The organism is Cyanobium sp. LEGE 06113 (assembly GCF_015207615.1).
Genome location: NZ_JADEWM010000004.1, coordinates 270703 through 294617 on the forward strand (window position 1 = coordinate 270703; position 23915 = coordinate 294617).

24 protein-coding genes and 1 pseudogene are annotated in these 23915 nt (G+C 68.3%); 16 read left to right on the forward strand and 9 right to left on the reverse strand.

Annotated features, from left to right (window positions below; genetic code table 11):
• Positions 1 to 22 precede the first annotated feature (22 nt).
• Complete coding sequence (gene truB / locus IQ220_RS09195; protein ID WP_193914500.1) at positions 23 to 910, reverse strand: tRNA pseudouridine(55) synthase TruB; 888 nt, start codon at positions 908 to 910, stop codon at positions 23 to 25.
• A gap of 44 nt (positions 911 to 954) precedes the next feature.
• Here truB and IQ220_RS09200 point away from each other — a divergent pair, with 44 nt between their 5' ends.
• The gene (locus tag IQ220_RS09200; protein ID WP_186698907.1) at positions 955 to 1656 is read left to right on the forward strand and encodes a queuosine precursor transporter; all 702 of its coding nucleotides are present in this window, start codon (positions 955 to 957) and stop codon (positions 1654 to 1656) included.
• Between the two features lie 42 nt (positions 1657 to 1698).
• Positions 1699 to 2451, forward strand: a complete 753-nt coding sequence (locus IQ220_RS09205) for a methyltransferase domain-containing protein (RefSeq protein ID WP_193914502.1) — start codon at positions 1699 to 1701, stop codon at positions 2449 to 2451.
• A 38-nt stretch (positions 2452 to 2489) separates the two neighbouring features.
• Here IQ220_RS09205 and rpmA read toward each other — a convergent pair whose 3' ends face one another.
• Entirely contained in the window at positions 2490 to 2756 is a 267-nt protein-coding gene (rpmA, locus tag IQ220_RS09210; protein ID WP_186698911.1) for a 50S ribosomal protein L27, read from the reverse strand.
• Positions 2757 to 2837: 81 nt separating this feature from the next.
• Positions 2838 to 3197 carry a 50S ribosomal protein L21 gene (gene rplU, locus IQ220_RS09215; RefSeq protein WP_186698913.1) on the reverse strand — a complete coding sequence of 120 codons (360 nt, stop codon included), beginning with the start codon at positions 3195 to 3197 and terminating at the stop codon, positions 2838 to 2840.
• Between the two features lie 157 nt (positions 3198 to 3354).
• On the opposite strand from rplU, the gene IQ220_RS09220 reads away from it, so the two are divergent.
• The 3 genes from IQ220_RS09220 to kaiC are packed head-to-tail and all read left to right on the forward strand — an operon-like array spanning position 3355 to position 6328.
• Positions 3355 to 4275, forward strand: coding sequence for a circadian clock protein KaiA (locus IQ220_RS09220; RefSeq protein ID WP_193815373.1), 921 nt, complete (start codon positions 3355 to 3357; stop codon positions 4273 to 4275).
• Positions 4276 to 4311: 36 nt separating this feature from the next.
• Positions 4312 to 4740: a circadian clock protein KaiB gene (gene kaiB / locus IQ220_RS09225; RefSeq protein WP_225875782.1), complete on the forward strand. Its 429-nt coding sequence runs from the start codon at positions 4312 to 4314 to the stop codon at positions 4738 to 4740.
• 49 nt (positions 4741 to 4789) lie between these two features.
• Positions 4790 to 6328 (forward strand): circadian clock protein KaiC, encoded by a 1539-nt coding sequence (kaiC, locus tag IQ220_RS09230; protein ID WP_228009043.1) that lies wholly within the window; start codon positions 4790 to 4792, stop codon positions 6326 to 6328.
• Positions 6329 to 6348: 20 nt separating this feature from the next.
• Here the strand turns inward: kaiC and IQ220_RS09235 are convergent, their stop codons facing one another.
• Positions 6349 to 8394, reverse strand: coding sequence for an ATP-binding protein (locus tag IQ220_RS09235; protein WP_193914504.1), 2046 nt, complete (start codon positions 8392 to 8394; stop codon positions 6349 to 6351).
• Positions 8391 to 9689 carry a phosphoribosylamine--glycine ligase gene (gene purD, locus IQ220_RS09240; protein ID WP_193914506.1) on the reverse strand — a complete coding sequence of 433 codons (1299 nt, stop codon included), beginning with the start codon at positions 9687 to 9689 and terminating at the stop codon, positions 8391 to 8393. The genes IQ220_RS09235 and purD overlap by 4 nt, the downstream gene beginning before the upstream one ends.
• A gap of 303 nt (positions 9690 to 9992) precedes the next feature.
• Here purD and IQ220_RS09245 point away from each other — a divergent pair, with 303 nt between their 5' ends.
• The 9 genes and pseudogenes from IQ220_RS09245 to IQ220_RS09285 all read left to right on the forward strand — a co-directional run bounded on the left by IQ220_RS09245 (position 9993) and on the right by IQ220_RS09285 (position 18284).
• Positions 9993 to 10805 (forward strand): hypothetical protein, encoded by an 813-nt coding sequence (locus IQ220_RS09245; protein ID WP_193914507.1) that lies wholly within the window; start codon positions 9993 to 9995, stop codon positions 10803 to 10805.
• Positions 10802 to 11569 (forward strand): phosphoribosylaminoimidazolesuccinocarboxamide synthase, encoded by a 768-nt coding sequence (purC, locus tag IQ220_RS09250; protein ID WP_193914509.1) that lies wholly within the window; start codon positions 10802 to 10804, stop codon positions 11567 to 11569. The genes IQ220_RS09245 and purC overlap by 4 nt, the downstream gene beginning before the upstream one ends.
• Positions 11570 to 11611: 42 nt before the next feature.
• Positions 11612 to 13873, forward strand: a complete 2262-nt coding sequence (locus IQ220_RS09255) for an outer membrane protein assembly factor (protein ID WP_193914511.1) — start codon at positions 11612 to 11614, stop codon at positions 13871 to 13873.
• The gene (gene lpxC / locus IQ220_RS09260; RefSeq protein ID WP_193914513.1) at positions 13873 to 14733 is read left to right on the forward strand and encodes a UDP-3-O-acyl-N-acetylglucosamine deacetylase; all 861 of its coding nucleotides are present in this window, start codon (positions 13873 to 13875) and stop codon (positions 14731 to 14733) included. The genes IQ220_RS09255 and lpxC overlap by 1 nt, the downstream gene beginning before the upstream one ends.
• 65 nt (positions 14734 to 14798) lie before the next feature.
• A complete protein-coding gene (fabZ, locus tag IQ220_RS09265) occupies positions 14799 to 15242 on the forward strand; it encodes a 3-hydroxyacyl-ACP dehydratase FabZ (protein WP_193815547.1) in 444 nt (147 codons plus the stop codon).
• A complete protein-coding gene (gene lpxA, locus IQ220_RS09270; protein ID WP_186698928.1) occupies positions 15242 to 16048 on the forward strand; it encodes an acyl-ACP--UDP-N-acetylglucosamine O-acyltransferase in 807 nt (268 codons plus the stop codon). The genes fabZ and lpxA overlap by 1 nt, the downstream gene beginning before the upstream one ends.
• A pseudogene (gene lpxB / locus IQ220_RS09275) lies at positions 16048 to 17234 on the forward strand (lipid-A-disaccharide synthase). Before lpxA ends, lpxB begins: the two are co-directional and overlap by 1 nt.
• 206 nt (positions 17235 to 17440) lie before the next feature.
• Positions 17441 to 17926 (forward strand): peptide-methionine (S)-S-oxide reductase MsrA, encoded by a 486-nt coding sequence (msrA, locus tag IQ220_RS09280; RefSeq protein WP_370566407.1) that lies wholly within the window; start codon positions 17441 to 17443, stop codon positions 17924 to 17926.
• 160 nt (positions 17927 to 18086) lie between these two features.
• Positions 18087 to 18284 (forward strand): hypothetical protein, encoded by a 198-nt coding sequence (locus tag IQ220_RS09285; protein ID WP_186698934.1) that lies wholly within the window; start codon positions 18087 to 18089, stop codon positions 18282 to 18284.
• Positions 18285 to 18332: 48 nt separating this feature from the next.
• On the opposite strand, the gene IQ220_RS09290 is transcribed toward IQ220_RS09285, so the two are convergent.
• The 4 genes from IQ220_RS09290 to IQ220_RS16555 all read right to left on the reverse strand — a co-directional run bounded on the left by IQ220_RS09290 (position 18333) and on the right by IQ220_RS16555 (position 21980).
• A complete protein-coding gene (locus tag IQ220_RS09290) occupies positions 18333 to 19871 on the reverse strand; it encodes a leucyl aminopeptidase (RefSeq protein WP_193914517.1) in 1539 nt (512 codons plus the stop codon).
• Positions 19872 to 19985: 114 nt separating this feature from the next.
• Positions 19986 to 20507 carry a hypothetical protein gene (locus IQ220_RS09295; RefSeq protein WP_370566402.1) on the reverse strand — a complete coding sequence of 174 codons (522 nt, stop codon included), beginning with the start codon at positions 20505 to 20507 and terminating at the stop codon, positions 19986 to 19988.
• A 30-nt stretch (positions 20508 to 20537) separates the two neighbouring features.
• Entirely contained in the window at positions 20538 to 21233 is a 696-nt protein-coding gene (locus tag IQ220_RS09300) for a helix-hairpin-helix domain-containing protein (RefSeq protein WP_193914519.1), read from the reverse strand.
• A 45-nt stretch (positions 21234 to 21278) separates the two neighbouring features.
• Entirely contained in the window at positions 21279 to 21980 is a 702-nt protein-coding gene (locus IQ220_RS16555) for a response regulator transcription factor (RefSeq protein ID WP_193815582.1), read from the reverse strand.
• Positions 21981 to 22158: 178 nt separating this feature from the next.
• Between IQ220_RS16555 and IQ220_RS09310 the strand changes: the two genes are divergently transcribed.
• Positions 22159 to 22482: a DUF1825 family protein gene (locus tag IQ220_RS09310; RefSeq protein WP_186698943.1), complete on the forward strand. Its 324-nt coding sequence runs from the start codon at positions 22159 to 22161 to the stop codon at positions 22480 to 22482.
• 82 nt (positions 22483 to 22564) lie between these two features.
• Positions 22565 to 23830, forward strand: a complete 1266-nt coding sequence (tyrS, locus tag IQ220_RS09315) for a tyrosine--tRNA ligase (protein ID WP_193914521.1) — start codon at positions 22565 to 22567, stop codon at positions 23828 to 23830.
• Positions 23831 to 23915: the final 85 nt, after the last annotated feature.

The window sequence follows — 23915 nt, forward strand, 5'->3', positions numbered from 1 at the left end:
CGAAGGAGAGGAGCGAGCCGGCTCAGCCGAGCGCATCGAAGACCAGCTTCGGTTGCAGCCGATCAGCGGCGCAGGCCAGGGCCATGCCCACCAGGTTGCCATCTGGACCGAGCACCGCCACCGGCTGCCCGGGTGGCCAGTCCGCCTGGCCCTCCAGGCTCCGGCCGCAGCGCCAGCCCTCCAGTTCGCCCGGCGCCAGCTGCCGGCGCGGCAGATGGCCGAGGGCCGCGAGCGGGTTCAACAGCGGTGGCAGCGGCGGCTGCTCCAGGGCTTCAAGGGGCATGGCCTGGGCCAGGTCGAAGCCCAGCGCCCCGGTGCGCCGCAGCTCCGCCAGGGCGCCACCGCAGCCCAGGGCTGTGCCGAGGTCCCGCGCCAGGGAGCGGATGTAGGTGCCCGCCGAGCACTGCACCTCCAGCTGCAGGCGGCCCGTGGCCGGCTCCCAGCGGCGCAGCTCCAGCTGTGTGATGGTCACGGCCCGGGGGGGCAGGCTGAGGGCCTCGCCCCGGCGGGCGCGGGCGTAGGCCCGCTCGCCCTGCACGTGCACGGCGGAGACCTGGGGCGGCACCTGCAGGATCGATCCGCGGAAGGGCGCCAGGGCCCGCTCCAGGGCGTCGTGTGGCAGTGGCGGCAGGGGGTGGCGCTCCAGCACGGTGCCGCTGAGATCGTCCGTGTCGGTGCACAGCCCCAGCTGGATCGTGCCCTCGTAGTGCTTGTCACCCACCAGGTAGGGCAGCAGCCGGGTGGCCGGTCCGAGCGCCAGGGGCAGCACGCCGGTCACGGCGGGATCGAGGGTGCCGCCGTGGCCCACCCGCCGCAGGCCGTAGGCCCGCCGCACCCGGGCCACGCAGCCGTGGGAGGTGAGTCCGGCGGGCTTGTCCAACACCAGAAATCCACAGGGCTGGTCAGCCATGCCGGCACCCATCAGCCTGGAACAGTCCCACGCCACCCTCCCCGATGACCCTGCAGCAGCGCCGCGACCTGGCGTTCCTGGTGCTGGCCGGCCTCTTCCTGGGCAGCATGGCGATGCTGAACATCCTGGGCCTCACCCGCTTTCTGCAGCTGGGGGCGATCGGCTCCTGGCCAATCGTGGTGGCGGTGGGCGCCCTGCCCTACCCGGTGACCTTCCTCTGCACCGACCTGATCAGTGAGCTCTGGGGCGAGCAGAAGGCGACCCAGCTGGTGTGGGTGGGGCTGGCCCTCAACGGCTGGGTGGTGCTGATCCTCTGGCTGGGGGGCGTGCTGCCTGGCCTGGCGGGGGCACCGGAGGCCACCTTCTTTGAGGTGCAGCACCTCGCCTTCGGGGCCGTGGGGGCCTCGATGCTGGCCTACCTGGCCGCCCAGTTCGCCGATGTGCGGCTGTTCCATTTCTGGAAGCGCTTCAGCGGCGGCGGTGCCCTGTGGCTGCGCAACAACGGCTCCACCCTGGGCAGCCAGCTGGTGGACACCACGGCGGTGGTGCTGGTGAGCCACTACGCCAGCCATGTGCTGCCGATCCGTGCCGACGAGGCCGTGCTGCCCCAGCTCGGCAGCTACATCGCCAGCGGCTATCTGTTCAAGGCTCTGGCCGCCCTGGTCGACACCCTGCCCTTCTATGCCCTCACGGCCTGGCTGCGGCGCTGGCTTGAGGTGCCCGGCCAGGGGGCGGAGATCGGCTGAGCCCCCGCCAACTAAGTTGGCGCCACCGATACCAGCGCAGCAGTGACGACGGCAGTGGGCACGGGGCTTGGAGTGGAGCACTTCCTGGCGGATGGCTTTTCGCTCAAGCAGCACCTGGCCGACTACCTGCGCCTCGAGCCCAGTGAGCTGGAGCAGCGGCTGCCCAGCAGCACCGAGCAGCTGGCCGCCCTCCACCCCGGCGCCTTCGACTTCGCCCAGGCCGGCCGCTTCTATGAAGACACCGTGGGCACGGCCCACCTGCTGGAGCTGGCCGCCTGGCACCTGGGCAGCGCTGAGTACATCGCCGACACCCTCAGGCTGCAGCAGCGCTTTGCCGAGGGCCAGGTGCTCGACTTCGGCGGCGGCATCGGCAGCCATGCCCTGGCCGCCGCCGCCTTGCCGCAGGTGGAGCGGGTGTGGTTCGTCGATCTCAACCCCCACAACCGGGCCTGCGTGCAGGCGCGGGCCGACAGCCTGGGGCTGGGAGCGCGCCTCTCCTGTCACCGCGACCTGGACGACGCCAGGCTGCCAGGGCGGTTCGACACCCTGGTGTGCCTGGACGTGCTGGAGCATCTGCCCGATCCCGCAGGTCAGCTCGAACAGTTCGCCCAGCGCCTGGCGCCCTCTGGAACCGCTCTGCTCAACTGGTATTTCTTCAAGGGCTTCAACGGCGAATACCCATTTCACGTGGATGAGCCGGCCTTGGTGGACCGCTTCTTCCACACCCTCCAGGAGCGCTTTCTGGAGGTGTTCCACCCCTACCTGATCACCACCAGGGCCTACCGACTGCTCTGAGAGCACAGCCGATAGGCCCAGAGGGCTTGGGGCTCGCGTCAGACGGCCAGGGCCACGTTGATGCGCTTGCGGGTGCGCAGGCCGCGCTTGATGGTGTCAAAGCCCACGACGCCATCGCTGAGGGCAAACAGGGTGTCGTCAGAGCCGCGGCCCACATTGAGGCCGGGCAGTACGGAGGTGCCGCGCTGGCGGATCAGGATGGAGCCGGCGCTCACGCTCGTGCCGCCGGAGGTCTTGACGCCCAGGCGCTTGGAGTTGGAGTCGCGGCCGTTGCGGGTGGAGCCTGTGCCTTTCTTGTGGGCCATGGATCAGGGGGGCGATGAACGCGGAGAGGGTGGATGGAAACGATCGTGGGGATCTGGTCAGCTTGTTCTGGCCAGAGGACCTCAGCCCAGGGCCTTGCCAGCCACGGTGATGGCTTCCACCATCACACGGGTGAGCTCCTGGCGGTGGCCGTTCTTGCGACGGGTCTTCTTCTTGGGACGCATCTTGTAGACGATCAGCTTGGGACCGCGGCGGTGAGCCATCACCTTGAGCGTCACGCTGGCTCCGCTCACGTAGGGCTGGCCCAGGGTGGCGGCCTGTCCGTCGTTCACGAGCAGCACGCTCTCGAGAGTGACGGTCTCATCGACGGCGGCGGGCAGGCGGTCGAGGTCGTAGTAGCGGTTGGCCTGAAGCCAGAACTGCTGGCCGGAGGCCTCCACGATGGCGTAGGGCGCCGGGGCTGCGGCGGGGTCTTGGGTCATGGGGATGGGGCGTGGTCAGGCTGACCGGCGGGTGACCGCCGGCCGATTGGGCCAGACGCACAATCGAAAGACAATGGCAAATCCTCCGATTCCAAGCTGCCTTTCGTCAACATTGGGGCACCTGTCCGCCAGATTCCCCTGGCTTCGGACCGCCCCTATGCCCAAGTCGGCCCTCACCGTTGCCTCCCTTGTCCGCGATCCCACCATGCAGGCCGGGGTGTCCCGTTGGCTGGCCGCTGGCCGCTACACCCTCGTCAGCGTCGACCCCCTGGCCGACCCTGTGGCCGACCTCGACCGCCTGCGCGAGGAGTTCGACGCCCTGCTGATCGAGGCCGATGCCGTGGATGGTTCGGTGCTGAGCGGTCTCACCGAGCGGGGTCTGGTGCTGCCCGCGGTGGTGATCGGTGCGGTCAATGGCGAGGTCAGCTTTCACGAGGCGGAGGTGAGGCTGCAGGCTGATCAGCTGGAGCAACTCAGCTACTGCCTCGATGCTGCGGTGTCGCGTTTTCTGCGTCAGGGCCTGGGCAATCCCGCTGAAGCCAACCCTGGACCCGGCTTCGCCGTCAGTGTGTCGTCCCCGACCGGGGGCCAGGATGATCAGCCCTCCGCCGCGAAGGCCGGAGCCGCTGTCGCGACCAGCGAGGCCCCCCGGCCCTGGCGACTGGATGGCCGCCTCAAGGAGCGGCTGGGGCTGCTGGGGGTGTTCTACAAGCGTGATCCCTCCCGCTTCCTGCGCAACCTGCCCAAGGGGGAGCAGGACGACCTGCTGCGTTCGCTGGAGCGCAGCTATCGGGATCTGCTCATCCATTACTTCCGCAACCCCTCGGCGGCCAACCAGGCGCTGGAGAGCTTCGTGAACACGGCCTTTTTCAGTGATCTATCCATCACGACAACCGTTCAAATCCACATGGACCTGATCGATCTGTTTTCCAAGCGTCTGCAGTTGGAGGGTCACAAGAGTGATTTTCTTCAGGATTACAGACTGGCTCTGCTGGATGTGATGGCCCATCTTTGCGAGATGTACCGACGCTCAATCCCTCCCGATGTGCCGCTGATGCCATTCGCTTCAGAGGCTTGAGGCGCAGATGCATTCGCACACCTGGACATTCCTGTCATGACACCCCGTAAAACTTACATTCTGAAGCTGTATGTGGCTGGCAACACTCCCAACTCGATGCGCGCGCTGAAAACGCTGCGCGACATTCTGGAAACCGAATTCAAGGGGGTCTATGCCCTCAAGGTGATCGATGTGCTCGTGAACCCACAACTGGCCGAGGAGGACAAGATTCTGGCCACGCCCACCCTCACCAAGATCCTGCCACCCCCGGTGCGCCGCATCATCGGCGATCTCAGCGACCGCGAACGGGTGCTGATCGGCCTGGATCTGCTCTACGACGAGCTGACCGACGATGGTGAGCTCAATGAGCTTCTGCACGCCAGCCAGGGCCTGGCTGCTTCGCGCCTCTCTGGAGAGGATGATGCTCTGGCTGATCTCGTTCAGGAAGGATCGCTTCCTGATGATGGTCTGAATCCCCGAGCTTGATCAGGGCATTGATCTGCCCCCAGCCCTTTTGTCCACGTCTCCCCAGGTCATGCAGGAAAACAGTCCAATCGACGCTCAGTTGATGCAGGTCCAGAAGCTGCCCACCGGCATCGATGGCTTTGACGATGTCTGCCATGGGGGGTTGCCGATCGGCCGCTCGACGCTGATCAGCGGCACCTCGGGAACCGGGAAGACCGTGCTGTCGTTGAATTTTCTCTACAACGGCATCCGACAGTACAAAGAAGCCGGCATCTTTGTGACTTTTGAGGAGTCGCCGCTCGATATCATGCGCAATGCGGCCAGCTTTGGCTGGGATCTTCAGGAGATGATCGAACAGGACAAATTGTTTGTTCTGGATGCATCACCAGACCCAGATGGCCAGGACGTGGCTGGAAACTTTGACCTTTCCGGACTGATTGAGCGTATCAACTACGCCATTCGCAAATACAAGGCCAAGCGGGTAGCCATCGATTCGATCACCGCTGTCTTCCAGCAGTATGACGCCGTTTCGGTGGTGCGCCGGGAGATCTTCAGACTGATTGCCAGGCTCAAGGAGATTGGTGTGACCACCGTGATGACCACCGAGCGCATTGATGAGTATGGGCCGATCGCTCGCTACGGAGTTGAAGAGTTTGTGTCCGATAATGTGGTGATTCTGCGCAATGTGCTGGAGGGCGAACGGCGCAGGCGCACCGTGGAGATTCTCAAGCTGCGGGGTACGACCCACATGAAAGGCGAGTTCCCGTTCACGATGGGCAGCCATGGCATGAGCGTGTTCCCGCTGGGGGCGATGCGGCTCACCCAGCGGTCTTCCAATGTGCGCGTGAGCTCGGGTGTCCCCCGGCTGGATGCCATGTGTGGCGGTGGCTTTTTCAAGGACTCCATCATCCTGGCCACCGGAGCCACCGGTACGGGCAAGACACTGCTGGTGTCCAAGTTCATCGAAGACGCCTGCCGCAGCAAGCAGCGCGCCATCCTCTTCGCCTATGAGGAATCCCGGGCCCAGTTGCTGCGCAATGGCACCAGCTGGGGCATTGACTTTGAGCAGATGGAGCAGGATGGCCTGCTCAAGATCATCTGCGCCTATCCGGAATCCACCGGCCTGGAGGACCACCTCCAGATCATCAAGACCGAAATCAGCCAGTTCAAGCCCTCGCGGATGGCCATCGACTCGCTCAGTGCCCTGGCCCGCGGCGTCAGCCACAATGCCTTCCGCCAGTTTGTGATCGGGGTAACCGGCTATGCCAAACAGGAGGAGATTGCCGGATTCTTCACGAACACATCAGAGGAGTTCATGGGCAGTCACTCCATCACTGATTCCCATATCTCCACGATCACCGATACCATCCTCCTGCTCCAGTATGTGGAGATCCGTGGTGAGATGGCCCGCGCCCTGAATGTGTTCAAGATGCGAGGCTCCTGGCATGACAAGGGGATCCGCGAATTTGTGATCACCGATAACGGCCCTGAGATCAAAGACTCCTTCTCCAACTTCGAGCGGATCATCAGTGGTGTGCCCCACCGGGTCACCACCGATGAGCGCAGTGAGCTCTCCCGGATTGTGCGCGGCGTGGCTGATGAGCGCTGAGCACCAGCGCTGAGCCTGGCCTAGAGACTCACCGGCTGAGCAGCCAGGGCTGGGAGCGGCGCAAGCTCCAGGCTCTGGGCCCTGCGCTCGGCGCTGAGCTGCAGTTCATCCTGGTCGGATTCTTCAAGGGAGAGATCAAACCAGAACACGCTGCCAACCTCCGGCTCGCTGGCCATCTTCACCTGGGTGCCGTGCTTGTCGAGGATGCCACGCACGATCGAGAGTCCAAGGCCCGTGCCCGCCTCGATGTGCACCGCATTCTCGACCCGGAAGAAACGCTCGAAGATGCGGGCCTGGTCGGCTTCGGAGATGCCGCAGCCGCTGTCACCGATCTCGATCCGCAACCGCGGCAGCGGTGAGGTGAGCTCGCAGCGGGGGTTGTCTTCCCTGGGCACCTGGTCGTCGTGGAGCAGGCAGAGATCGGGCCAGGGATAGGCCCTCAGCACGATCTGTCCACCGGGCGGGGTGAACTTGAGGGCATTGCCCACCAGGTTGCCGAACACCTGCAGCAGCAGGTCCCAGTTGCCGAGCACCCTGGGCAGCAGCGTTTCGGCTTCGAACCGAAGCTTCACGCCTCGCTCCTCGGCATTCAGCCGGTAGGTGCGCAGGATCTGCTCGATCGCCTCGGCCACATCCAGCGGTTCAAAGCTCCAGGAGCGCTCCGATTCCAGCCGCGACAGATCGAGCACGTCGTTGACCAGCCTGGTGAGCCGGTCGGTTTCGGCGTTGGCGATGCCGAGGAATTCGTGCTTCTCCTGGTCAGAGAGCTGGTCGCCCAGGTCGTAGAGGGTTTCCACGTAGCTCTTGATGTTGAACAGCGGCGTGCGCAGCTCGTGGGACACATTGCTGATGAAACGACTCTGGGCGGCGTTGAGCTCCACCTCCCGGGTGAGGTCCTGGATGGTCATGGCGATGCCCTTGAGCGATTCGCCGCTGGCATCGCGCACCGGCTGCAGCACGATGCGCAGGGTGCGGGCGGGATCGCCGACGCTGCAGCGCACGTCGGCGGCATCCTGCTGGCCGATGATCATGTTGTCGAGGGCGGAATGCAGCTCCAGGGCCAGCCGTTCCGGCAGCTCGCCGATCAGTTCCTGGCCCTCGAGATTGCGGCCCTCCCAGCGGAACAGGCGCCGGGCGGTGGGGTTGGCCAGCACGATGCCCCCGGCGGCATCGAGCAGCACGGCGCCGTCGGCCATGGTGGCGATCAGCGATTCCTGCTTCACCTGGGCGGCAGTGAGCTCCTCGATGTTGGCCGCCTTGTACACCTCCAGCTGGGAGGTCATCGCGTTGAATCCCTCCAGCAGTTCCCCCAGTTCTCCCCCCATCGGCAGGGCGATGCGGGTTTCGAAGTCGCCCACCGCCACCTGGCGCACGCCCCGCAGCAGCTCCTTCACCGGCTGGGTGATGGTGAGGGCGTTGAACACGGCCCCCAGGATCACCAGCACCCAGATCGAGATGAACACGGCCACCGTCACCTCCCGGGTGAGGGCCGCGCTGGCCAGCAGGGTTTCGTTGGGGTTGATGCCCATGGCCATCACCCCAAAGAAGCGCCCCTCATTCACCAGCGGCACGAACACGTCCGTGACCTGGCCGTCGGGGGTGAGGTGCTGGCGCACCAGGGGATTGTCTGGTCGCTTCTGGATGTCGGGGGGAAGTTCCAGACGCCGACTCAGCAGCAGTTCGCTGCCCCCCGAGGTGCCGCCGATCGGGATGCCCAGATAAATGATCCCGTCAGGATCGGCGAAGAAGATGTAACGCAGGCTGCGGCTGGTCTGCCAGAAGCGCTCGGCCACCATGGCCAGCTCGCGGTCGTTGCCCTCCGCCACCAGGGGCGTCACGTTGGCGGAGAGCAGCAACCCCAGGTCGCGGGCATAGCGGGTGTCGCTCATGCGGGCGTCCCGCTGGATGCCGTTGAGCGCCAGGAAGGTGATGCCGGTCATCAGCAGGCTCACCACCAGGGTGGCCACCGCCAGCAACTTGGTCTGCAGGCTGAACTCGGCCCACCAGCGCGCCAGGGCCTGGCGCCAGGAGAACGGGGGGGGAGCGGTGCTGCTCGACGGGCTCATCGGCGACGCACCTGGTGACCGATATCGCGCCGGTAGGTCATGCCGGTGAAGTGCACCTGGGCCAGTCCTTCATAGGCCCTGGCGAAGGCCGCGTCGAAATCCTCCGCCTGGGCCACCACGGCGAGCACCCGCCCACCGCTGCTGACGCAGGTTCCATCGGGGGCGCGCCTGGTGCCGGCGTGGAAGATCTGCAGCTCGTCGCCCGGGCTGGCCACGCCCTCCACGGGGTCGCCCTGCCGGATCGTGCCCGGGTAGCCCTCGGCGGCGGCGATCACGCAGGCACTGCAGCCGCTGCGCAGGCTGAGCGGGGGAGCGGTGTCGAGCCGGCCCTCGGCGCAGGCCAGCAGCACCTGGGCCAGTTCCTCGCCCAGCAGGGGCATCAGGGTTTCGCACTCGGGATCGCCGAAACGGCAGTTGAACTCGATCACACTCAGCCCCTGCGGCGTCAGCATCAGGCCCGCATAGAGCACGCCGCGGTAGTCGATGCCGCGCGCCTGCAGGGCCCGCAGGGTGGGCTCAAGCACCTGCTGCCGCACCTCCTCAATGGCGGCGGCGTCGAGGAGCGGGGCCGGGGCATAGGCCCCCATGCCGCCGGTGTTGGGGCCGGTGTCTCCTTCGCCGATCCGCTTGTGGTCCTGAGCCGCAGGCAGCAGCAGCAAACGCTCGCCATCGCAGAGGGCGAACACGGAGACCTCCGGACCGTGGGTGCGCTCCTCAAGCACCAGGGAGGCGCCGGGGCCGAAACGGCCCGCGAAGATCGCCTCGATGGCTGCGCGGGCCTCCTCCAGCGTTTCGGCCACGGTCACCCCCTTGCCGGCGGCCAGGCCATCGGCCTTGACCACCAGGGGCCGGCCCTGGGCCTCCAGGAGCGCCAGGGCCTCCTCGCGGTTGGCTGCAGGCCAGAAGCCCGCACTGGGCACCCCGGCCTCCTGCATCAGGGTCTTGGCCCAGCGCTTGCTGGACTCCAGCTGGGCTCCATCGGCGCCGGGACCGAACACCGCCACACCGCAGGCCCTGAGCTGGTCAGCGAGCCCGGCCGCCAGCGGCACCTCCGGGCCGATCACCACCAGATCGATGGCCAGCTCGCGGCAGCACTGCTGCAGGGCGGGCCCATCGCCCTCGCCGATCTCCAGCTGGCGGCAGCCGGGTAGATCGCCGCTGCCGCCATTGCCCGGGCTCAGCCACACCTGGCCTACCCCAGTGGAGCGGGCCAGAGCCCAGCCGAGGGCGTTCTCCCGGCCACCGGAACCCACCACAAGGATGCGGAGGTCGTGCTGCGTTGCCTCAGGGGCCATCGGGCTCGGAACTGGGGTAGGGAGAGAGGTCAGTGGCTAGGTTGAAACCACCAGCATGGCTGGCCCCTGGCCCGACTGGCCTGCCAGGCCCGGTCCAGGAGTGGACCGGGTGCCCGCTTCTGGCCCATCAGGGGTCTCGTTCCTGAACTCCCGCTCCATTCTCTCCCCATGCAGGCTGGTCGATCGCGAAGCACCGCGCTGGCTCTGGGCCTGGCCTGGGCGACGTTGCTGCCCGGGGGAGGCGGAGGCCCGCTGAGGGCCCAGCCCGCCCCTGAGGCCATCCCCCCACTCCTGGACCTCTGCATGCAGGCCCGGGCCGCGGCGGACGCGGTTCAGCTGCGCAGCCTGCAGGATCGCCTGCTGGCCCTGCCCACGGACCAGGGACTGGAGCCGGTGCTGGCCAGCGCCGATGCCCTGGTGCGCTGTGAGGCCCCCGACGCCGCCCTGACCGTGCTGGCGCGCCGTTCTCCCGCTCCCGGTCCTGGCCGCCGGGCCTGGCTGCTGCTGCAGTGGCGGGCCGCCGATGCGGGACTCGACCACGAGCGCGCCGCCCAGGCCCTGCGCTGGCTGGCGGATGGCGACCCGGTGCGCCTTCAGGAGGTCAGCCTGCCCCTGGCCCCGCGGCAGGGAGCATCGCCGCAGACCCGCTCCGCCCTCGACCAGCTGGCCGACCACCTCGAAAGCCTGGGCCGCGCCGACGAGGCCGCCGTGGTGCTGCTGGCCAGCCGCGGCACGCCGGAGAGCGACGCCCGGCGCTGGGGCCGAGCGGTGGCCCTGAGCACAGGCCTGGAGCCTGATCTGCGAGACAGCCTGCTGGAGCGGGCCCTCGAACAGGCCGCCGCCAGCGGTGCCTGGGGGCTGGTGGCCGACCTGCTCGATCAGCAGCTCGCCGCAGCCCCGTCCGGCCCCATCACCCAGCTCTCAGCGGCCGAGGCCCAGGCGCTGCAGCGGCGCCTGCGGCTCAGCGGCCGGATTGACGATGCCTACGGTGAGTGGCTGCTGCAGCGCCGCTTTGCGGCGGATCCGGCCCGGGCCGCCCAGCTGGATCGGCTGCTGCGCTCCCCCCGTGATCCCGGCGGCCATGCCGTCCAGCCCCCTGACCCATCCCTGCCATGAGCGCCTACAGCCTCGGTTCCCTGCTCCATGAAGGCAAGGCCAAACGGGTGCACGCCACCGACCAGCCCGACCTGGTGGCGGTGGAGTTCAAGGACGATGCCACCGCCTTCAATGCGCTCAAAACGGCCCAGCTGGTGGGCAAGGGGGAACTCAACTGCCAGATCTCGGCCCTGCTGTTCGAGCTCCTGGCCCGTCAGGGCATCCCCACCCACTACCTCGGACTGGGCGAGGGGGAGCACGGCGGCCATTGGATGTTGGTGAGGCCGGTGCGCATCGTGCCGATCGAGGTGGTGATCCGCAATCTGGCGGCCGGCTCCCTCTGCCGCCAGATGCCGATCGAGGCGGGCACCCCTCTGGAGCCGCCGCTGCTCGACCTCTATTACAAGGATGATGGCCTTGCAGACCCCCTGCTCACCGAGGCGCGCCTGCAGCATCTCGGCCTGCTGGATTCCAGCCAGCGCCAGGAGCTGGAGCGGCTGGCCCGTGAGGTGAATGCTGCGCTCCAGGAGGTGCTGGCCAGCGTGGGACTGATCCTGGTGGATTTCAAGATTGAACTGGGCTTCACGGCCGACGGGCAGCTGGTGGTGGCCGATGAGATCAGCCCCGACACCTGCCGGCTCTGGGACCGAGGGATTGCCGACAGCGACGATCGCATCCTCGACAAAGACCGCTTTCGCCGCGATCTTGGCGGAGTGGTGGAGGCCTATGGGCAGGTTCTCAAACGGCTCCAAGGGGTCTGTCCCCAACCGGAGGTCTACCGGTAAGGTCACGGCATTTGCGGCCATCCCGCGCTCTTCGTGACTGGCATGGTGGGTTCATTCGGCTGGAAAGGTGCGGGTCCGCTCCTGGGTCTTGCACTTCTGGCAGGCTCGCCGGTGCTGGCCCAGGACCAGCAGCAGGAGACGGCCGCTCCCGCCGTGCAGCCGGAGGAGAGTCCGCCCACAGCGCCGGGCGAGGGGGAGTTTGACTTCCCCATCCCCGCCCCGGCCGAGCAGCCGGCCACGCCCGCACCGCAGCAGACGGCACCGGCCCCAGCCCAGGAAAGCCCGGCTCCCGCTGACGCCTTCGGGGTGCCTGAGCAGTCCGATGTTCCTGAGGAGCCGCGGGTTCAGATCGCTGAGATCGTGGTGGAGGGCCTCGAAGGGCATCCCGAGAGCGAGCGCCTTGAGCTGGCCGCCTATGCCGCCATGGCGGTCACCCCCGGCACCCGGGTCACCCGCAGTGAACTGCAGACCGACCTCTCGGCCATCTATGCCACGGGCTGGTTTTCCGATGTGCGCATTCAGCCCCAGGATGGGCCCCTGGGGGTGAGGCTGATCGTCTCGGTGGTGCCCAACCCCGTGCTTCAGGCCGTGGAGCTGGAGCCCACGGATCTGAAGCTGCCGGAGCAGGTCGTCAGCGACACCTTTGCCGCCGACTTCGGCAAGACCCTCAACCTGAACGCCATGCAGTCCCGCATGCAGGATCTGCAGAGGTGGTATGCCGATCAGGGTTATTCGCTGGCAAGGGTCACCGGCCCCACCCGGGTGAGCCCCGACGGCACGGTGGAACTGCTGGTGCGGGAAGGCACCGTGGAGGGGGTGGAAGTCCAGTTCCTGGATAAGGAGGGTTCGGCCACCAACGAAAACGGTGAGCCGATCCGCGGCAAGAGCAAGCCCTGGGTGGTGAGTCGCGAGATCTCCATGAAGAATGGAGATGTCTTCAACCGCCGCCAGCTGGAGGAAGACATCCGCCGCCTCTACGGCACAGGTCTGTTCGGCGATGTCAAGGTCACCCTCCGCCCGGTGCCCGCCGAACCCGGCAAGGTGGTGATCGTGCTGGGCATGGTGGAGCAGTCCACCGGCTCCATCTCGGGCGGCATCGGCTACAGCCAGACTCAGGGCGTGTTCGGACAGATCCAGCTCCAGGAGAGCAATCTGTTGGGCAGAGCCTGGAATCTGGGTACCAACTTCTCCTATGGCCAGTTCGGTGGCCTGGGCGATATCACCTTCACCGATCCCTGGATCAAGGGTGATCGCTTCCGAACCTCTTTCCGCGCCCGGATCTTCTTCAGCCGGGAAGTGCCCCAGTTGTTCCAGAGCGAGAACAACGACACCACCTTTGACCTGAAGGACTTCAACGGCGCTGATTTCGACGTCGTCACCAACAGCCCTGTGGACACCTCCGGGCCGTTCGCTGAGGTGCGCACCAACTTCGACACCGTGGCGATCCAGCGGGTCGGGGCCAACGTGCAGTTCATCCGCCCCCTCAACGGTGGAGATCCCTTCAAGCGGGCCCCCTGGAACCTGATCCTGGCCTTCGGTGGCCAGGAGGTCACGCCGATGAACTTCTCGGGCTCGAAGTTCAGCCAGGCCGTGGTCGGCGTCGACGACGACCTGCCCCAGCCGGTGCGGGTGCGCAGCAATCAGGTGATCTGCCTGGCCTTCAACTGCGCCTCGGAAAACCAGTTGCTCAGCTTCAGGGTGGGAGCCACCTTCAGCTCCCTCGACGACCCCCGCAATCCCACCAGTGGCAACTTCTTCAGCATCGGCACCGAGCAGTTCCTCTCGGTGGGGGAGGACTCCCCCACCTTCAACCGTCTGCGCACCACCTTCACCCACTTCATCCCGGTGGACTGGCTGAAGATCTACAAGGGCTGCCGTCCCAAGCCGGGCGAGACCCGCGATTGCAAGCAGGCCCTGGCGTTTCAGGTGTCCGCCGGCACCCTGATCGGCGATGACATCCCCCCCTACGAAGCCTTCTGCCTCGGCGGTGGCAACTCGGTGCGGGGCTACTTCGACTGTGACCTGGGGGTGGGCAAGAGCTATGCCGAGTTCACGGTTGAATACCGCTTCCCCCTGTTCAGCATCATCAGCGGCTCGGTGTTCTTTGACGCCGGCACCACCTTCGGCACCCAGAGCGACATCCCCGGCAACCCGGGTGGCCTGCTCGGCAAGGAGGGCGAGGGCTTCTCACCCGGGGTCGGCGTGATCGTCACCACCCCCGTGGGGCCGTTGCGGCTGGAGGTGGCCACGGAGAACTTCACCGACAACTGGCGCTTCAACCTCGGTGTGGGCTGGAAGTTCTAGTGGGGCTCTGGCCCGTCGACTATTCCCGGGCCTGGACCCTCAGCGCTGCCGTGGAGCGCTCGGGTGTGGGTCTGCACAGCGGCGCCCCCTCCCGGGTCAGGCTGCAGTCGTCCAGGCGACCGGGCTACTGGCTGGGCTGGCTGGACCAGCCGGATGCCCCCCTGCTGCAGCTGGGGCCGGCGGCCGTCCATGGCACCACCCTCTGCACGGCGGTGGCGCTGGGGGGCCGTCAGCTGGCCACCGTGGAGCACCTGCTGGCCGCCCTGGCCGGCACCGGCGTGAGCCAGGCCGAAATCCTGGTGGATGGCCCGGAAGTTCCCCTGCTCGATGGCTCCGCTCTCCCCTGGGTGGAGGCGATCGCTGAAGCCGGTCTGGAGCCGGTGGAGGGCACACCACCCTCGCCCCAGCTGGAGGCGCCGCTCACGCTGCACCAGGGGGCCGGCTTCGTCACGGCCCTGCCAGCTCAAGGCCTGAGGCTGGGGGCCGGCATCGAGTTTGGCGAGGCGGCGATCGGTCGCCAGCTCTATGGCCTGGAGCTCAGCCCGGCGGCGTTCGTGGCGGAGATCGCCCCGGCACGCACCTTCGGCCTGCTCTCCCAGGTGGAGCAGCTGCGGGCGGCCGGCCTGATCCAGGGCGGTGCCCTCGACAACGCCCTCGTCTGTGATGGCGATCACTGGCTCAACCCGCCGCTCCGGTTTGCCGATGAACCGGTGCGCCATAAAATCCTGGACCTGTTGGGCGATCTGGCCTTGGTCGGTCTGCCACGGGCCCAGGTGTTTGCCTTCCGGGGCTCCCATGGACTCCACACCGCCCTCGCGGCCGCCCTGGCGGACCTGCCCCGTTCGTCGTTTGCCGCTTGACCCCCTTGCCCACCTCCCCCGACCCTTCCGCCGCCTGCCCCGAGAACCCCGCGGCTGCTGAGCCGGTGCCGCCGTCCGTGGTGCTGAGCGCCGAGCAGATCCAGGGGCTGCTGCCCCACCGCTATCCCTTTGCCCTGGTGGATCGGGTGATCCTGCACGAGCCGGGCAAGCGGGCCGTGGCCATCAAGAACGTGACCGTCAACGAACCCCACTTCCAGGGGCATTTCCCCGGTCGGCCCCTGATGCCCGGGGTGCTGATCGTCGAGGCGATGGCCCAGGTGGGCGGCCTGATCGTGACCCAGATGCCCGACCTGCCCAAGGGCCTGTTCGTGTTTGCCGGCATCGATGGCGTGCGCTTTCGCCGCCCGGTGGTGCCCGGCGATCAGCTCGTGATCACCTGCACTCTGCTCAGCCTCAAGCGCCGGCGCTTCGGCAAAGTGGCCGCCGAAGCCCTCGTGGATGGTGAGCTGGCCTGTTCCGGTGAATTGATGTTCTCTCTGGTGGACTGATGGCCACCACGATCCATCCCACCGCCGTGGTCGACCCGCGCGCCGAGCTGGCCGCCGGTGTCGCGGTGGGTCCCTATGCGGTGATCGGGCCCCAGGTGCGCCTCGGCCCGGACTGCAGCATCGGCCCCCATGTGGTGCTCGATGGCCGGGTGCGCATGGGCCGCGGCAACCGCATCTTCCCCGGAGCCTGCATCGGCCTGGAACCCCAGGATCTCAAGTACACCGGCGATCCCACCGAGGTGGTGATCGGCGATGACAACACGATCCGCGAGTACGTGACCATCAACCGTGCCACCACCGACAGCCAGCAGACCCGCATCGGCGATGGCAACCTGCTGATGGCCTACAGCCACCTGGGCCACAACTGTGCCCTGGGCGATCGGATCGTGATCGCCAACGGCGTGGCCGTGGCCGGCCATGTGGTGATCGGCGATCGGGCCGTGATCGGGGGGGTGCTCGGCATCCACCAGTTCGTGCAGATCGGCAGCCTGGCGATGGTGGGGGGGATGAGCCGCATCGAGCGCGACGTGCCGCCCTTCACCCTGGTGGAAGGCCACCCGTCGCGGGTGCGGGCTCTCAACACGATCGGCCTGCGCCGCAGCGGGCTCACCGAGCTGGATGGGGGCCTGCAGTTCGCCGATCTCAAGCGCTGCTGGTCCCTGCTCTACCGGCAGGAGCTGACCCTGGCCGAGGCGCTGGATCAGCTGCGGGCCACTCCGCTCACGGCTGCCGCTGAGACGCTGGTGGCCTTTCTGGAGTCCTCGCTCCAGCCAGGGCGTCGCGGTCCGATCCCCGGAGCCCGCTGATGCTGCGACTGCTGGTCAGCACCGGTGAGGTGTCCGGCGATCTGCAGGGGGCGCTGCTGGTGCAGGCGCTCTATGAGGAGGCGAGTCGGCGCGGGCTGGAGCTGCAGGTGGTCGCCCTCGGTGGCGACCGCATGGCCCGGGCCGGTGCCGAACTGCTGGCCGACACCACCCGCATGGGCGCCATTGGCCTGTTGGAGGTGATGCCCTTCGTGCTGCCCACCCTGCGGCTGCAGCGCCGCCTCAAGCACTGGTTTCGCCAGGCCCCGCCGGACGGGGTGGTGCTGATCGACTACATGGGCCCCAACGTGAACCTGGGCCTGCGGCTGAAGCGGCGCTTTCCGGGGGTGCCGGTGACGTACTACATCGCTCCCCAGGAGTGGGCCTTCAAATTCGGATCCGAAGGCCGCACCAACCTGATCCGCTTCACCAACCAGATCCTGGCCATCTTCCAGGAGGAGGCCCGTTACTACGGCTGCCGGGGCGCCAACGTCACCTATGTGGGCCACCCCCTGGTGGACACTGTGGAGGAATCCCCCAGCCGCAGTGAGGCCAGAGCCCTGCTGGGTCTGGTCAACGAGGCACCGGTGCTGCTGCTGATGCCCGCCTCCCGGCGCCAGGAGCTGCGCTACATGCTCCCCTACATCGTGGCGGCCGCCGCCGAGCTGCAGCGCTGCCAGCCGGAGCTGCAGGTGGTGGTGCCCGCTGGCCTCTCGGGTTTCGAGGCCCACCTCAGCCGCCAGCTCGATCAGGCCGGGGTGAAGGCCCTGGTGATTCCTGCCGCCGATGCCGACCGGCTCAAGCCGGCCCTCTGCGCGGCCGCCGACCTGGCCCTGGCCAAGTCCGGCACGGTGAATCTGGAACTGGCCCTGCGGGGGGTTCCCCAGGTGGTGGTGTACCGGGTGAGCGGGCTCACGGCCTTCGTGGCGCGACGCATCCTGCGCTTCAGCGTGCCCCACATCTCGCCGGTGAACCTGGTGCTGGGGGAGCGGCTGGTGCCGGAGCTGCTGCAGGCCGACCTCACCGCCGAGGCGATCGTGCGGGCTGCCCGGCCCCTGCTGCAGCCGGACAGCGGCGCCCATGGCTCGATGCTGGAGGCTATGCCAGGTTGCGGGCGGTGCTGGGCGAACCTGGCGTCACCCGCCGAGCCGCCGCCGCCATCCTCGATCTGGTGCTGGAGACCCCATGAGCCCGCCATCGCCTCGCCACGCCAGCTCTCGGTCGCCAGTTCCCTGGCCGCTGAGCTGCAGCGGGCGGCGCATCCTGGGCGCGCTGCTGGCCCTGCTTCTGCTGCTGGGGGTGGTGTTCACGCCCCGGCCGGCCCTGGCGTCCGAACCGCAGCAGGCGGTGCTGGCAGGGGGCTGCTTCTGGTGTCTGGAGCACGATCTCGAAGGCTTGAACGGGGTGTTGGAGGTGGTGAGCGGCTACAGCGGCGGTGACCTCGCCAATCCCACCTACGCCCAGGTGTCCGCCGGGGGAACGGGCCACCAGGAAGCCGTGCAGGTGCGCTTCGATCCCGCGCAGATCAGCTACCCCACCCTGCTGCGGGCCTACTGGCGCAACGTGGATCCCCTCGATGGGGCGGGGCAGTTCTGCGATCGCGGCGACTCCTACCGGCCGGTGATCTTCACCTCCGGCGGCGATCAGCAGGCCCAGGCCGAAGCAAGCCAGGAGTCCGCCGCCCAGGCCCTGACTGTGGAGGTCTCGGCGCTGCAGGTGGCGATCAGACCGCTGCAGCGGTTCTGGCCGGCGGAGGCGTACCACCAGAACTACGCGGATCAGAACGGCACGAGCTACGGCTACTACCGCTGGGCCTGTGGCCGCGACCGGCGGCTGCGGGCGGTGTGGGGGGACCAGGCGCGAGCGGCCGATCCGTGGTGAGCAAGGCCGCCGCCGCAAGGGGGCCTTACAAAAGAAAAGATAAAGATTGCCTGGTTGTGGAGTGTTCTCTGCGTCACCTTGACGGCCGGTTTCCCTGCCGGGGCGGTTCAGAAGCGGCCCAATCCGCTTAGGCTGTACGAACTGACGGGCAGAGTTTTGTATGTATCTGCTGACCATCCGCGAAGGCTTGCAGACCCGCCATATCGGTCCCTACGCCAGCCCCAAGCAGGCTGCTGACGACCTCGACCGCCTGTTGCCGTACTGCAGCAACCGGGCCCGCTGGCTGATCCATGCCCTCGAAGCCCCGGCTGAGGCCAGGGCCGACTGTGCCGGCCCGGCGGGCCCGATTGCCGCTTAGCCAGCAACGGTGTGAGCCCCAGCGGCCCGAGCCTCGGCGGCCCGAGCCTCAGTTGCCGCTGCTGGCTCCGCGGCAGACCCACTCCACCAGGGTGCGCACCCCGTAACCGGTGGCGCCAGCGGGGTCCAGCCCCCGGCCCTTGTCGCTCCAGACGGTGCCGGCGATGTCCAGGTGGGCCCAGGGCAGCCCCTGGGTCACGAAGTCCTGCAGGAACAGGGCAGCGGTGATCGAGCCCCCCGGGCGGGGGCCGGTGTTCTTGAGATCGGCCACGCCACTCTTGAGACCCTTCTTGTAGGAAGCGCGCAGGGGCATGCGCCACAGGGCCTCACCGCCCGCCGCGCCCGCTTTCAGCAGGGCCTCGGCCAACCCATCGCTGTTGGACCACAGCCCGGCCATCTCGTCGCCCAGGGCGATCACACAGGCGCCGGTGAGGGTGGCCAGATCCACCACGGCATCGGGCTCCAGGCCGCAGGCGTAGTCGAGGGCGTCGGCCAGGGTGAGGCGCCCTTCCGCATCGGTGTTGTTGATCTCGATCGTCTTGCCCTTGGACGTCGTCACGACGTCGCCGGGATGGACGGCACCGCCGCTGATCATGTTTTCGCAGCTGGCCACGATCACATGCACCTCCACGCCGGCGGGCTGCAGCTGACCGATCGCCCGTGCCGCCCCCAGCACGGCCGCGCTGCCGCCCATGTCGTACTTCATCATCTCGATCTGGGAGCCACCGGTCTTGAGGTTGTAGCCGCCGGAATCGAAGGTGAGCCCCTTGCCCACAAGCACCACCCGGCGCTGGGCGCCTCCCTGGGGGGTGTAGGTGAGGTGGATGAACTTGGGGGGCAGATCGGAGCCCTGGGCCACCGCCAGGAAGGCCCCCATGCCGGCCGCCTCGCAGTCGCCCCGCTCCAGCACCTTGAGGCTGAGGCCATGGTTCTGGGCGATCGAGGCTGCTGTGTCCGCCAGGTGCTGGGGCGTGGCCACGTTGGGCGGAGCCGCCACGAGCTGGCGGGCCAGCTCAACCCCGGCGCAGGTGGCCTCCACCCGCGCCAGGCCGTTGCTGGCTTCGGCCGGCAGACCGATCAGATCGATCCGCTGTGGCAGGGGCCGGGCCTGGGGCTCGCCCTTGAAGCGCTGGTCCTCATAGAGGCTGAGGCGCACGGCGATGGCCATCGCCGCCGCCGCCTCAGCTGGATCCAGGCCGGCCAGCGGCAAGGCCAGGCCCAGCTGCACACTGCCGCTGGCCAGGGCGCAGCGGGCCGCGGCGGCCGCCGCCTCCTGCAGGCTGGAGAGTGCGTAGCTCGCCGCTTCGCCGAGCCCCACCAGGATCACGCTGCCGGGCTGCTGGCCCAGGCGTTGCAGGCTGAGGCACTCGCCGGGTTTGGCCTTGAAGCGCCGCTGCCGTAACCACGGCTCAAGCTCAGCGCCGAGGGCTTCGGCCAGGGCGGGATCGAGGGGCTCGAAGCCGCCCTCGTGGCTGGGGCCGGAGGAGCCTTCCGGGCCGTTCTGGGGGCTGGCAAACAGGCCGATGGCAACCGTGTCACACGCCCCCAGTGAGCTGCTCAGCGACGCGGGGATGCAGCGGAACTCCATGGACTGCCCTTAGGGGACGCGATCGTAGCCAGCGTCAGGTGCCGGCCTCGGCCGTGAACGGCGTGGCCCAGCGGCCGCGGGTCTCTTTGTTGAAGGGGGGCTGCCAGCGGCGGATCAGGGCCTGCTCCAGGGCTCGCCGGGGCCGGATCGCCTGGGGCACATCCAGCCAGAAGCGGATGCTGAGGCGGCTGGGCAGACCCGTGTGGCTGAGGCTTCGCCGTAGGCCTCCAGATAGCTCTTGCAGTCGTGGGTGCCTTTCCAGCGCCGGCTGGCCTCGCCGGTTTCGCCCACATAGAGCAGCAGCGGGCCGGGCAGGGAGGGTTCCTGGTCGACCACCAGATAGAGCGCCGCGCCGGTCTGGGGGGGCTCGGGCCAACGCCAGAACAAGAGCGACTGGGGCTGGAGGCTCAGGGGCTGGAGCCTGGTGGCGCCTGCCTCCGCTCCGCTGATTGCGGCCTCTGCCGGGGCCGGCGTGAGCGCAGGCGCCCCGAACAGCGAGGGCTGGCTCGCCGGCGCCGGCTCAGCAGCGAACAGGGGTTTCTGAAAGGCGGCAACCCGTTGCTGCCAGCTCAGCAGCTGATGTCGCTCCAGTCGGTGCTCGGCCCCTGGGGTGCCAGGGGCCCCGTGTCCGGCCACGCCAAACAGTTCCCCCTGGCGAGCCATCGCCTAGCGCCGGGGTCCCGGGGGCAGCACGGGGCCGGCGGGCCCCGCCCCGAAGCGCACCCTTCCGAGCCAGCGCTCCACCAGGGCCGGTGGCAGCTGCAGCCGCTCCTGCAGCTCAGCCAGGTCCTGGAAGGGCCGGCGCGCCCGCTCCCGCTGCAGGCGCTGCGACTGCTGGCTGGACAGCCCCAGGGCCAGCAGGGTTGAGGCGCTGGCCCGATTCAGGTCGACGCGGCTGCGTTCCGGGCTGGTGGGGGGCTCGCCATACCAGCGGAAGGCGAGCACCGGCAGCCAGGGCGCCACCTGCGCTGCCGACCAGCCCAGGGCCTTGTGCAGGTCTTCTGCATCGCTGAGCTGGATGCCGCCGGCCTGGAGCCTGAGCAGCAGGTCCACCTGGTCTGCACCGATGCCAGGCAGCCGCCACCAGTCCGCAGCGGTGGCCCGGTTCACGTCCAGGCGCCAGCCGAGGGCCGCGGCATGGCGCACAGCGTCGGCGTCACGCAGGGGCTGGGAGGGGTCCTGGCGCAGCTTCAGGGCCAGCAACTCCCGCTCGATCTCGTCCTCGCGGGAGGCCCCTGAGCAGGTGGACGGGGGCGGGGCCTGCTGGGAAGCAGCAGGCGCGGGCGATGGGCTGGCGGGGATCTGGCCCGTGGCCACCAGCAGCTGCCGCGCCAGGGGGTCCAGCCAGTGCCTGCTGGCCATGGGTGGATGCCATCTGCTGTCGTGGGCCCGAACCTAGCGGCTGGATCAGGGGTCAGGCCAGTCGATCAGGTCCCAGCAGAGGCCGAGCACGGCGGCATGGGCCCGGTCCCGGGCCGGCAGCTTGCGCAGCACGTTGTGCAGATGGGTCTTCACGGTGTCGACGCTGAGGAAGAGGCTGCGGGCGATCTCGGCGTTGCTGGTGCCCCGGGCCACCAGGGAGAGCACCTCCAGTTCCCGCGGGGAGAGCAGCTCAAGCGGCCCCTCGCCGGGTGCCCAGCCCTGGATCAGGGCGCGCAGGGTGCGATCGAGGTAGATGCCGCCACCGGCGATCGTGGACAGGGCGGCCAGCCCGGCTCCCTGGCCGAAGCGGGACTCGGGCACCAGCCCCTCGCAGCCGGCCGCCATGGCCTGGCGCAGCTGTCGCCTCCGCTGCTGCCGCCCCACCACCACCAGCACGGCCAGGTCTGGCCAGCGAGCCTTCACGGCCAGCAGCAGGTCGATGCCGCTGCCCTGCTCGAGCTGATCGCTCACCACCAGCAGGGAGGGGGCAAGCCGCTCCACCAGGGCCAGGCCCTCCGCTGCCGTTGTGGCGGCTCCCACCACGGCCCTGGAGGCCATCGACCCCGCCACCCACACGCTCAGGATCACCCGGTTGCCGAGGCAGAGCACCACCCTGCTGTCCTTCAGCAGCGCCGCTGCCTGCCGCCCCCGCTCGCGGATGGCGTCGAGATTGGGGGTGTAGTCCACGGGGCGCGAACTCAGGTCAGGGCCGCCTGAGGCCCCATCCTGGCTGCGCTCAGCCGGGTTGTCTGCAGGGTTGGTCCTGGCGCCGCAGGATGCGGCGATTACGCCAATCCACACTCCCCAGGGCCCTGCCTTCCTGCTCACAATTGAAGGCACGCAGATCCGTGGAGCTGGGCAGCCAATGGCCTTCTTCGATTCCGAGATCGTCCAGGACGAGGCCAAGCGGCTGTTTCTCGACTACCAGCAACTGATGCAGATCGGTGGCGACTACGGCAAGTTCGATCGCGAAGGCAAGAAGCTCTACATCGAGCAGATGGAGGCGATGATGGATCGCTACCGGGTGTTCATGAAGCGGTTCGAGCTCTCGGAGGACTTCCAGGCCAAGCTCACGGTGGAGCAGCTCCGCACCCAGCTGGGCCAGTTCGGTCTCACGCCGGAAGCGATGTTTGAGCAGATGCACCACACCCTGGAGCGGATGAAGGGCCAGCTCGAAGCCCAGACCTGACCAGCCATGGCCTCCGCTTCCAGCTGAGGCAGTGCCGGGGCCCGGGGCCTGCCTACGATCCGCCGCTGAGCGGGGCAGGTCGATGGCTGAGCACACAGTGGAGCTTCCGACCTGGTTGGAGCGGGGCCTCGCCGACCTGTTCCCAGCCCTGGCTCCCGCGACGTCGGCGGGAGCGGACCCGGATGCAGACAACTGCCTGGCCCTTCGCCTGCAGGAGGCCGAGCGGCAGGGACGCCCGCTGAGGATCAAGCTGGGCATCGACCCCACGGGCACCGACATCCACCTGGGCCACGCGATCCTGTTCCGCAAGCTGCGGGCCTTCCAGGACGCCGGCCACACGGCGGTGCTGATCCTGGGGGATTTCACCGCTCGGATCGGTGACCCCACCGGCAAGAGCGCAACCCGGGTACAGCTCAGCGCTGAGGCCGTGGAGGCCAATGCCGCCACTTACCTCAGCCAGCTGGGTCAGGGCCAGCCGGCTGAACGCTCCCTGCTCGATTTCCACACCCCAGGGCGTCTGGAAGTGCGACGCAACGGCGAGTGGCTGGCCGATCTCGACCTCCCCGCCGCGATCGACCTGCTCGCCACCTCCACCGTGGGCCAGATGCTCGCCAAGGACGACTTCTCCAGGCGCTACGGCTCCGGCACGCCGATTTCCCTGCACGAATTCCTCTACCCGCTGTTGCAGGGCTACGACTCCGTGGCCATCCAGGCCGATCTGGAGCTGGGGGGCACCGACCAGAAGTTCAACGTGGCCATGGGGCGCGACCTGCAGCGCCACTTCGGCCAGCGCCCCCAGTTCGGCCTGCTGTTGCCGATCCTTCCAGGCCTCGACGGGGTGCAGAAGATGAGCAAGAGCCTGGGCAACACCGTGGGTCTCGACGAGGACCCGCTGTCGATGTACGCGAAGCTGGAGAAGCTTCCCGATGCCCTCGTGGGGGATTACCTCACGCTGCTCACCGATCTCGATCCCGCTGCCCTGGGGGCCGGCGGCCGAGAGCGCCAGCAGGCCATGGCCCTGGCGATCACCGCCCAGCGCCATGGTCTGGCGGCCGCTGAGCAGGCCCAGCGGGATGCCGCTGCGCTGGTGGCCGGGGCCGAGGCGGCTCAGGTGCCCGAGGCCTCCCTGGCAGCCGTGAGCTTCCCGGCGACGGCCTTCTATCTGCTGCGGGCTCTTGGCCTCTGTGCCAGCAGCAGCGAGGCCCGTCGCCAGATCCAGGGCGGTGGCGTGCGGCTCGATGGCGAGAAGCTCACCGACCCCAACCAGACCTTCGCCGCGCCCGACGACCTGGCCGGCAGGGTGCTGCAGCTCGGCAGAAAGACCTTCCGGCGCCTGGTGCCGGGCTGAGCCGCTCTGGATCAGGACGCCCTGGCCCGAGCCCGGTGCTGCGACCCACCTAGGGTGCGGGTCAGCCTCCGCCACTGCCGGTGAG

Coding starts and splice junctions, on each gene's coding strand:
- IQ220_RS09200 (WP_186698907.1), top strand. CDS start 955: ATGACCCTGCAGCAGCGCCGCGACCTGGCGTTCCTGGTGCTGGCCGGC.
- IQ220_RS09290 (WP_193914517.1), bottom strand. CDS start 19,871: ATGGAGTTCCGCTGCATCCCCGCGTCGCTGAGCAGCTCACTGGGGGCG.
- IQ220_RS09235 (WP_193914504.1), bottom strand. CDS start 8,394: ATGAGCCCGTCGAGCAGCACCGCTCCCCCCCCGTTCTCCTGGCGCCAG.
- truB (WP_193914500.1), bottom strand. CDS start 910: ATGGCTGACCAGCCCTGTGGATTTCTGGTGTTGGACAAGCCCGCCGGA.
- lpxA (WP_186698928.1), top strand. CDS start 15,242: ATGGCCACCACGATCCATCCCACCGCCGTGGTCGACCCGCGCGCCGAG.
- IQ220_RS09310 (WP_186698943.1), top strand. CDS start 22,159: ATGGCCTTCTTCGATTCCGAGATCGTCCAGGACGAGGCCAAGCGGCTG.
- IQ220_RS09220 (WP_193815373.1), top strand. CDS start 3,355: ATGCCCAAGTCGGCCCTCACCGTTGCCTCCCTTGTCCGCGATCCCACC.
- IQ220_RS09255 (WP_193914511.1), top strand. CDS start 11,612: ATGGTGGGTTCATTCGGCTGGAAAGGTGCGGGTCCGCTCCTGGGTCTT.
- IQ220_RS09300 (WP_193914519.1), bottom strand. CDS start 21,233: ATGGCCAGCAGGCACTGGCTGGACCCCCTGGCGCGGCAGCTGCTGGTG.
- kaiC (WP_228009043.1), top strand. CDS start 4,790: ATGCAGGAAAACAGTCCAATCGACGCTCAGTTGATGCAGGTCCAGAAG.
- purD (WP_193914506.1), bottom strand. CDS start 9,689: ATGGCCCCTGAGGCAACGCAGCACGACCTCCGCATCCTTGTGGTGGGT.
- rplU (WP_186698913.1), bottom strand. CDS start 3,197: ATGACCCAAGACCCCGCCGCAGCCCCGGCGCCCTACGCCATCGTGGAG.
- IQ220_RS09285 (WP_186698934.1), top strand. CDS start 18,087: ATGTATCTGCTGACCATCCGCGAAGGCTTGCAGACCCGCCATATCGGT.
- kaiB (WP_225875782.1), top strand. CDS start 4,312: ATGACACCCCGTAAAACTTACATTCTGAAGCTGTATGTGGCTGGCAAC.
- IQ220_RS09245 (WP_193914507.1), top strand. CDS start 9,993: ATGCAGGCCCGGGCCGCGGCGGACGCGGTTCAGCTGCGCAGCCTGCAG.
- rpmA (WP_186698911.1), bottom strand. CDS start 2,756: ATGGCCCACAAGAAAGGCACAGGCTCCACCCGCAACGGCCGCGACTCC.
- tyrS (WP_193914521.1), top strand. CDS start 22,565: ATGGCTGAGCACACAGTGGAGCTTCCGACCTGGTTGGAGCGGGGCCTC.
- purC (WP_193914509.1), top strand. CDS start 10,802: ATGAGCGCCTACAGCCTCGGTTCCCTGCTCCATGAAGGCAAGGCCAAA.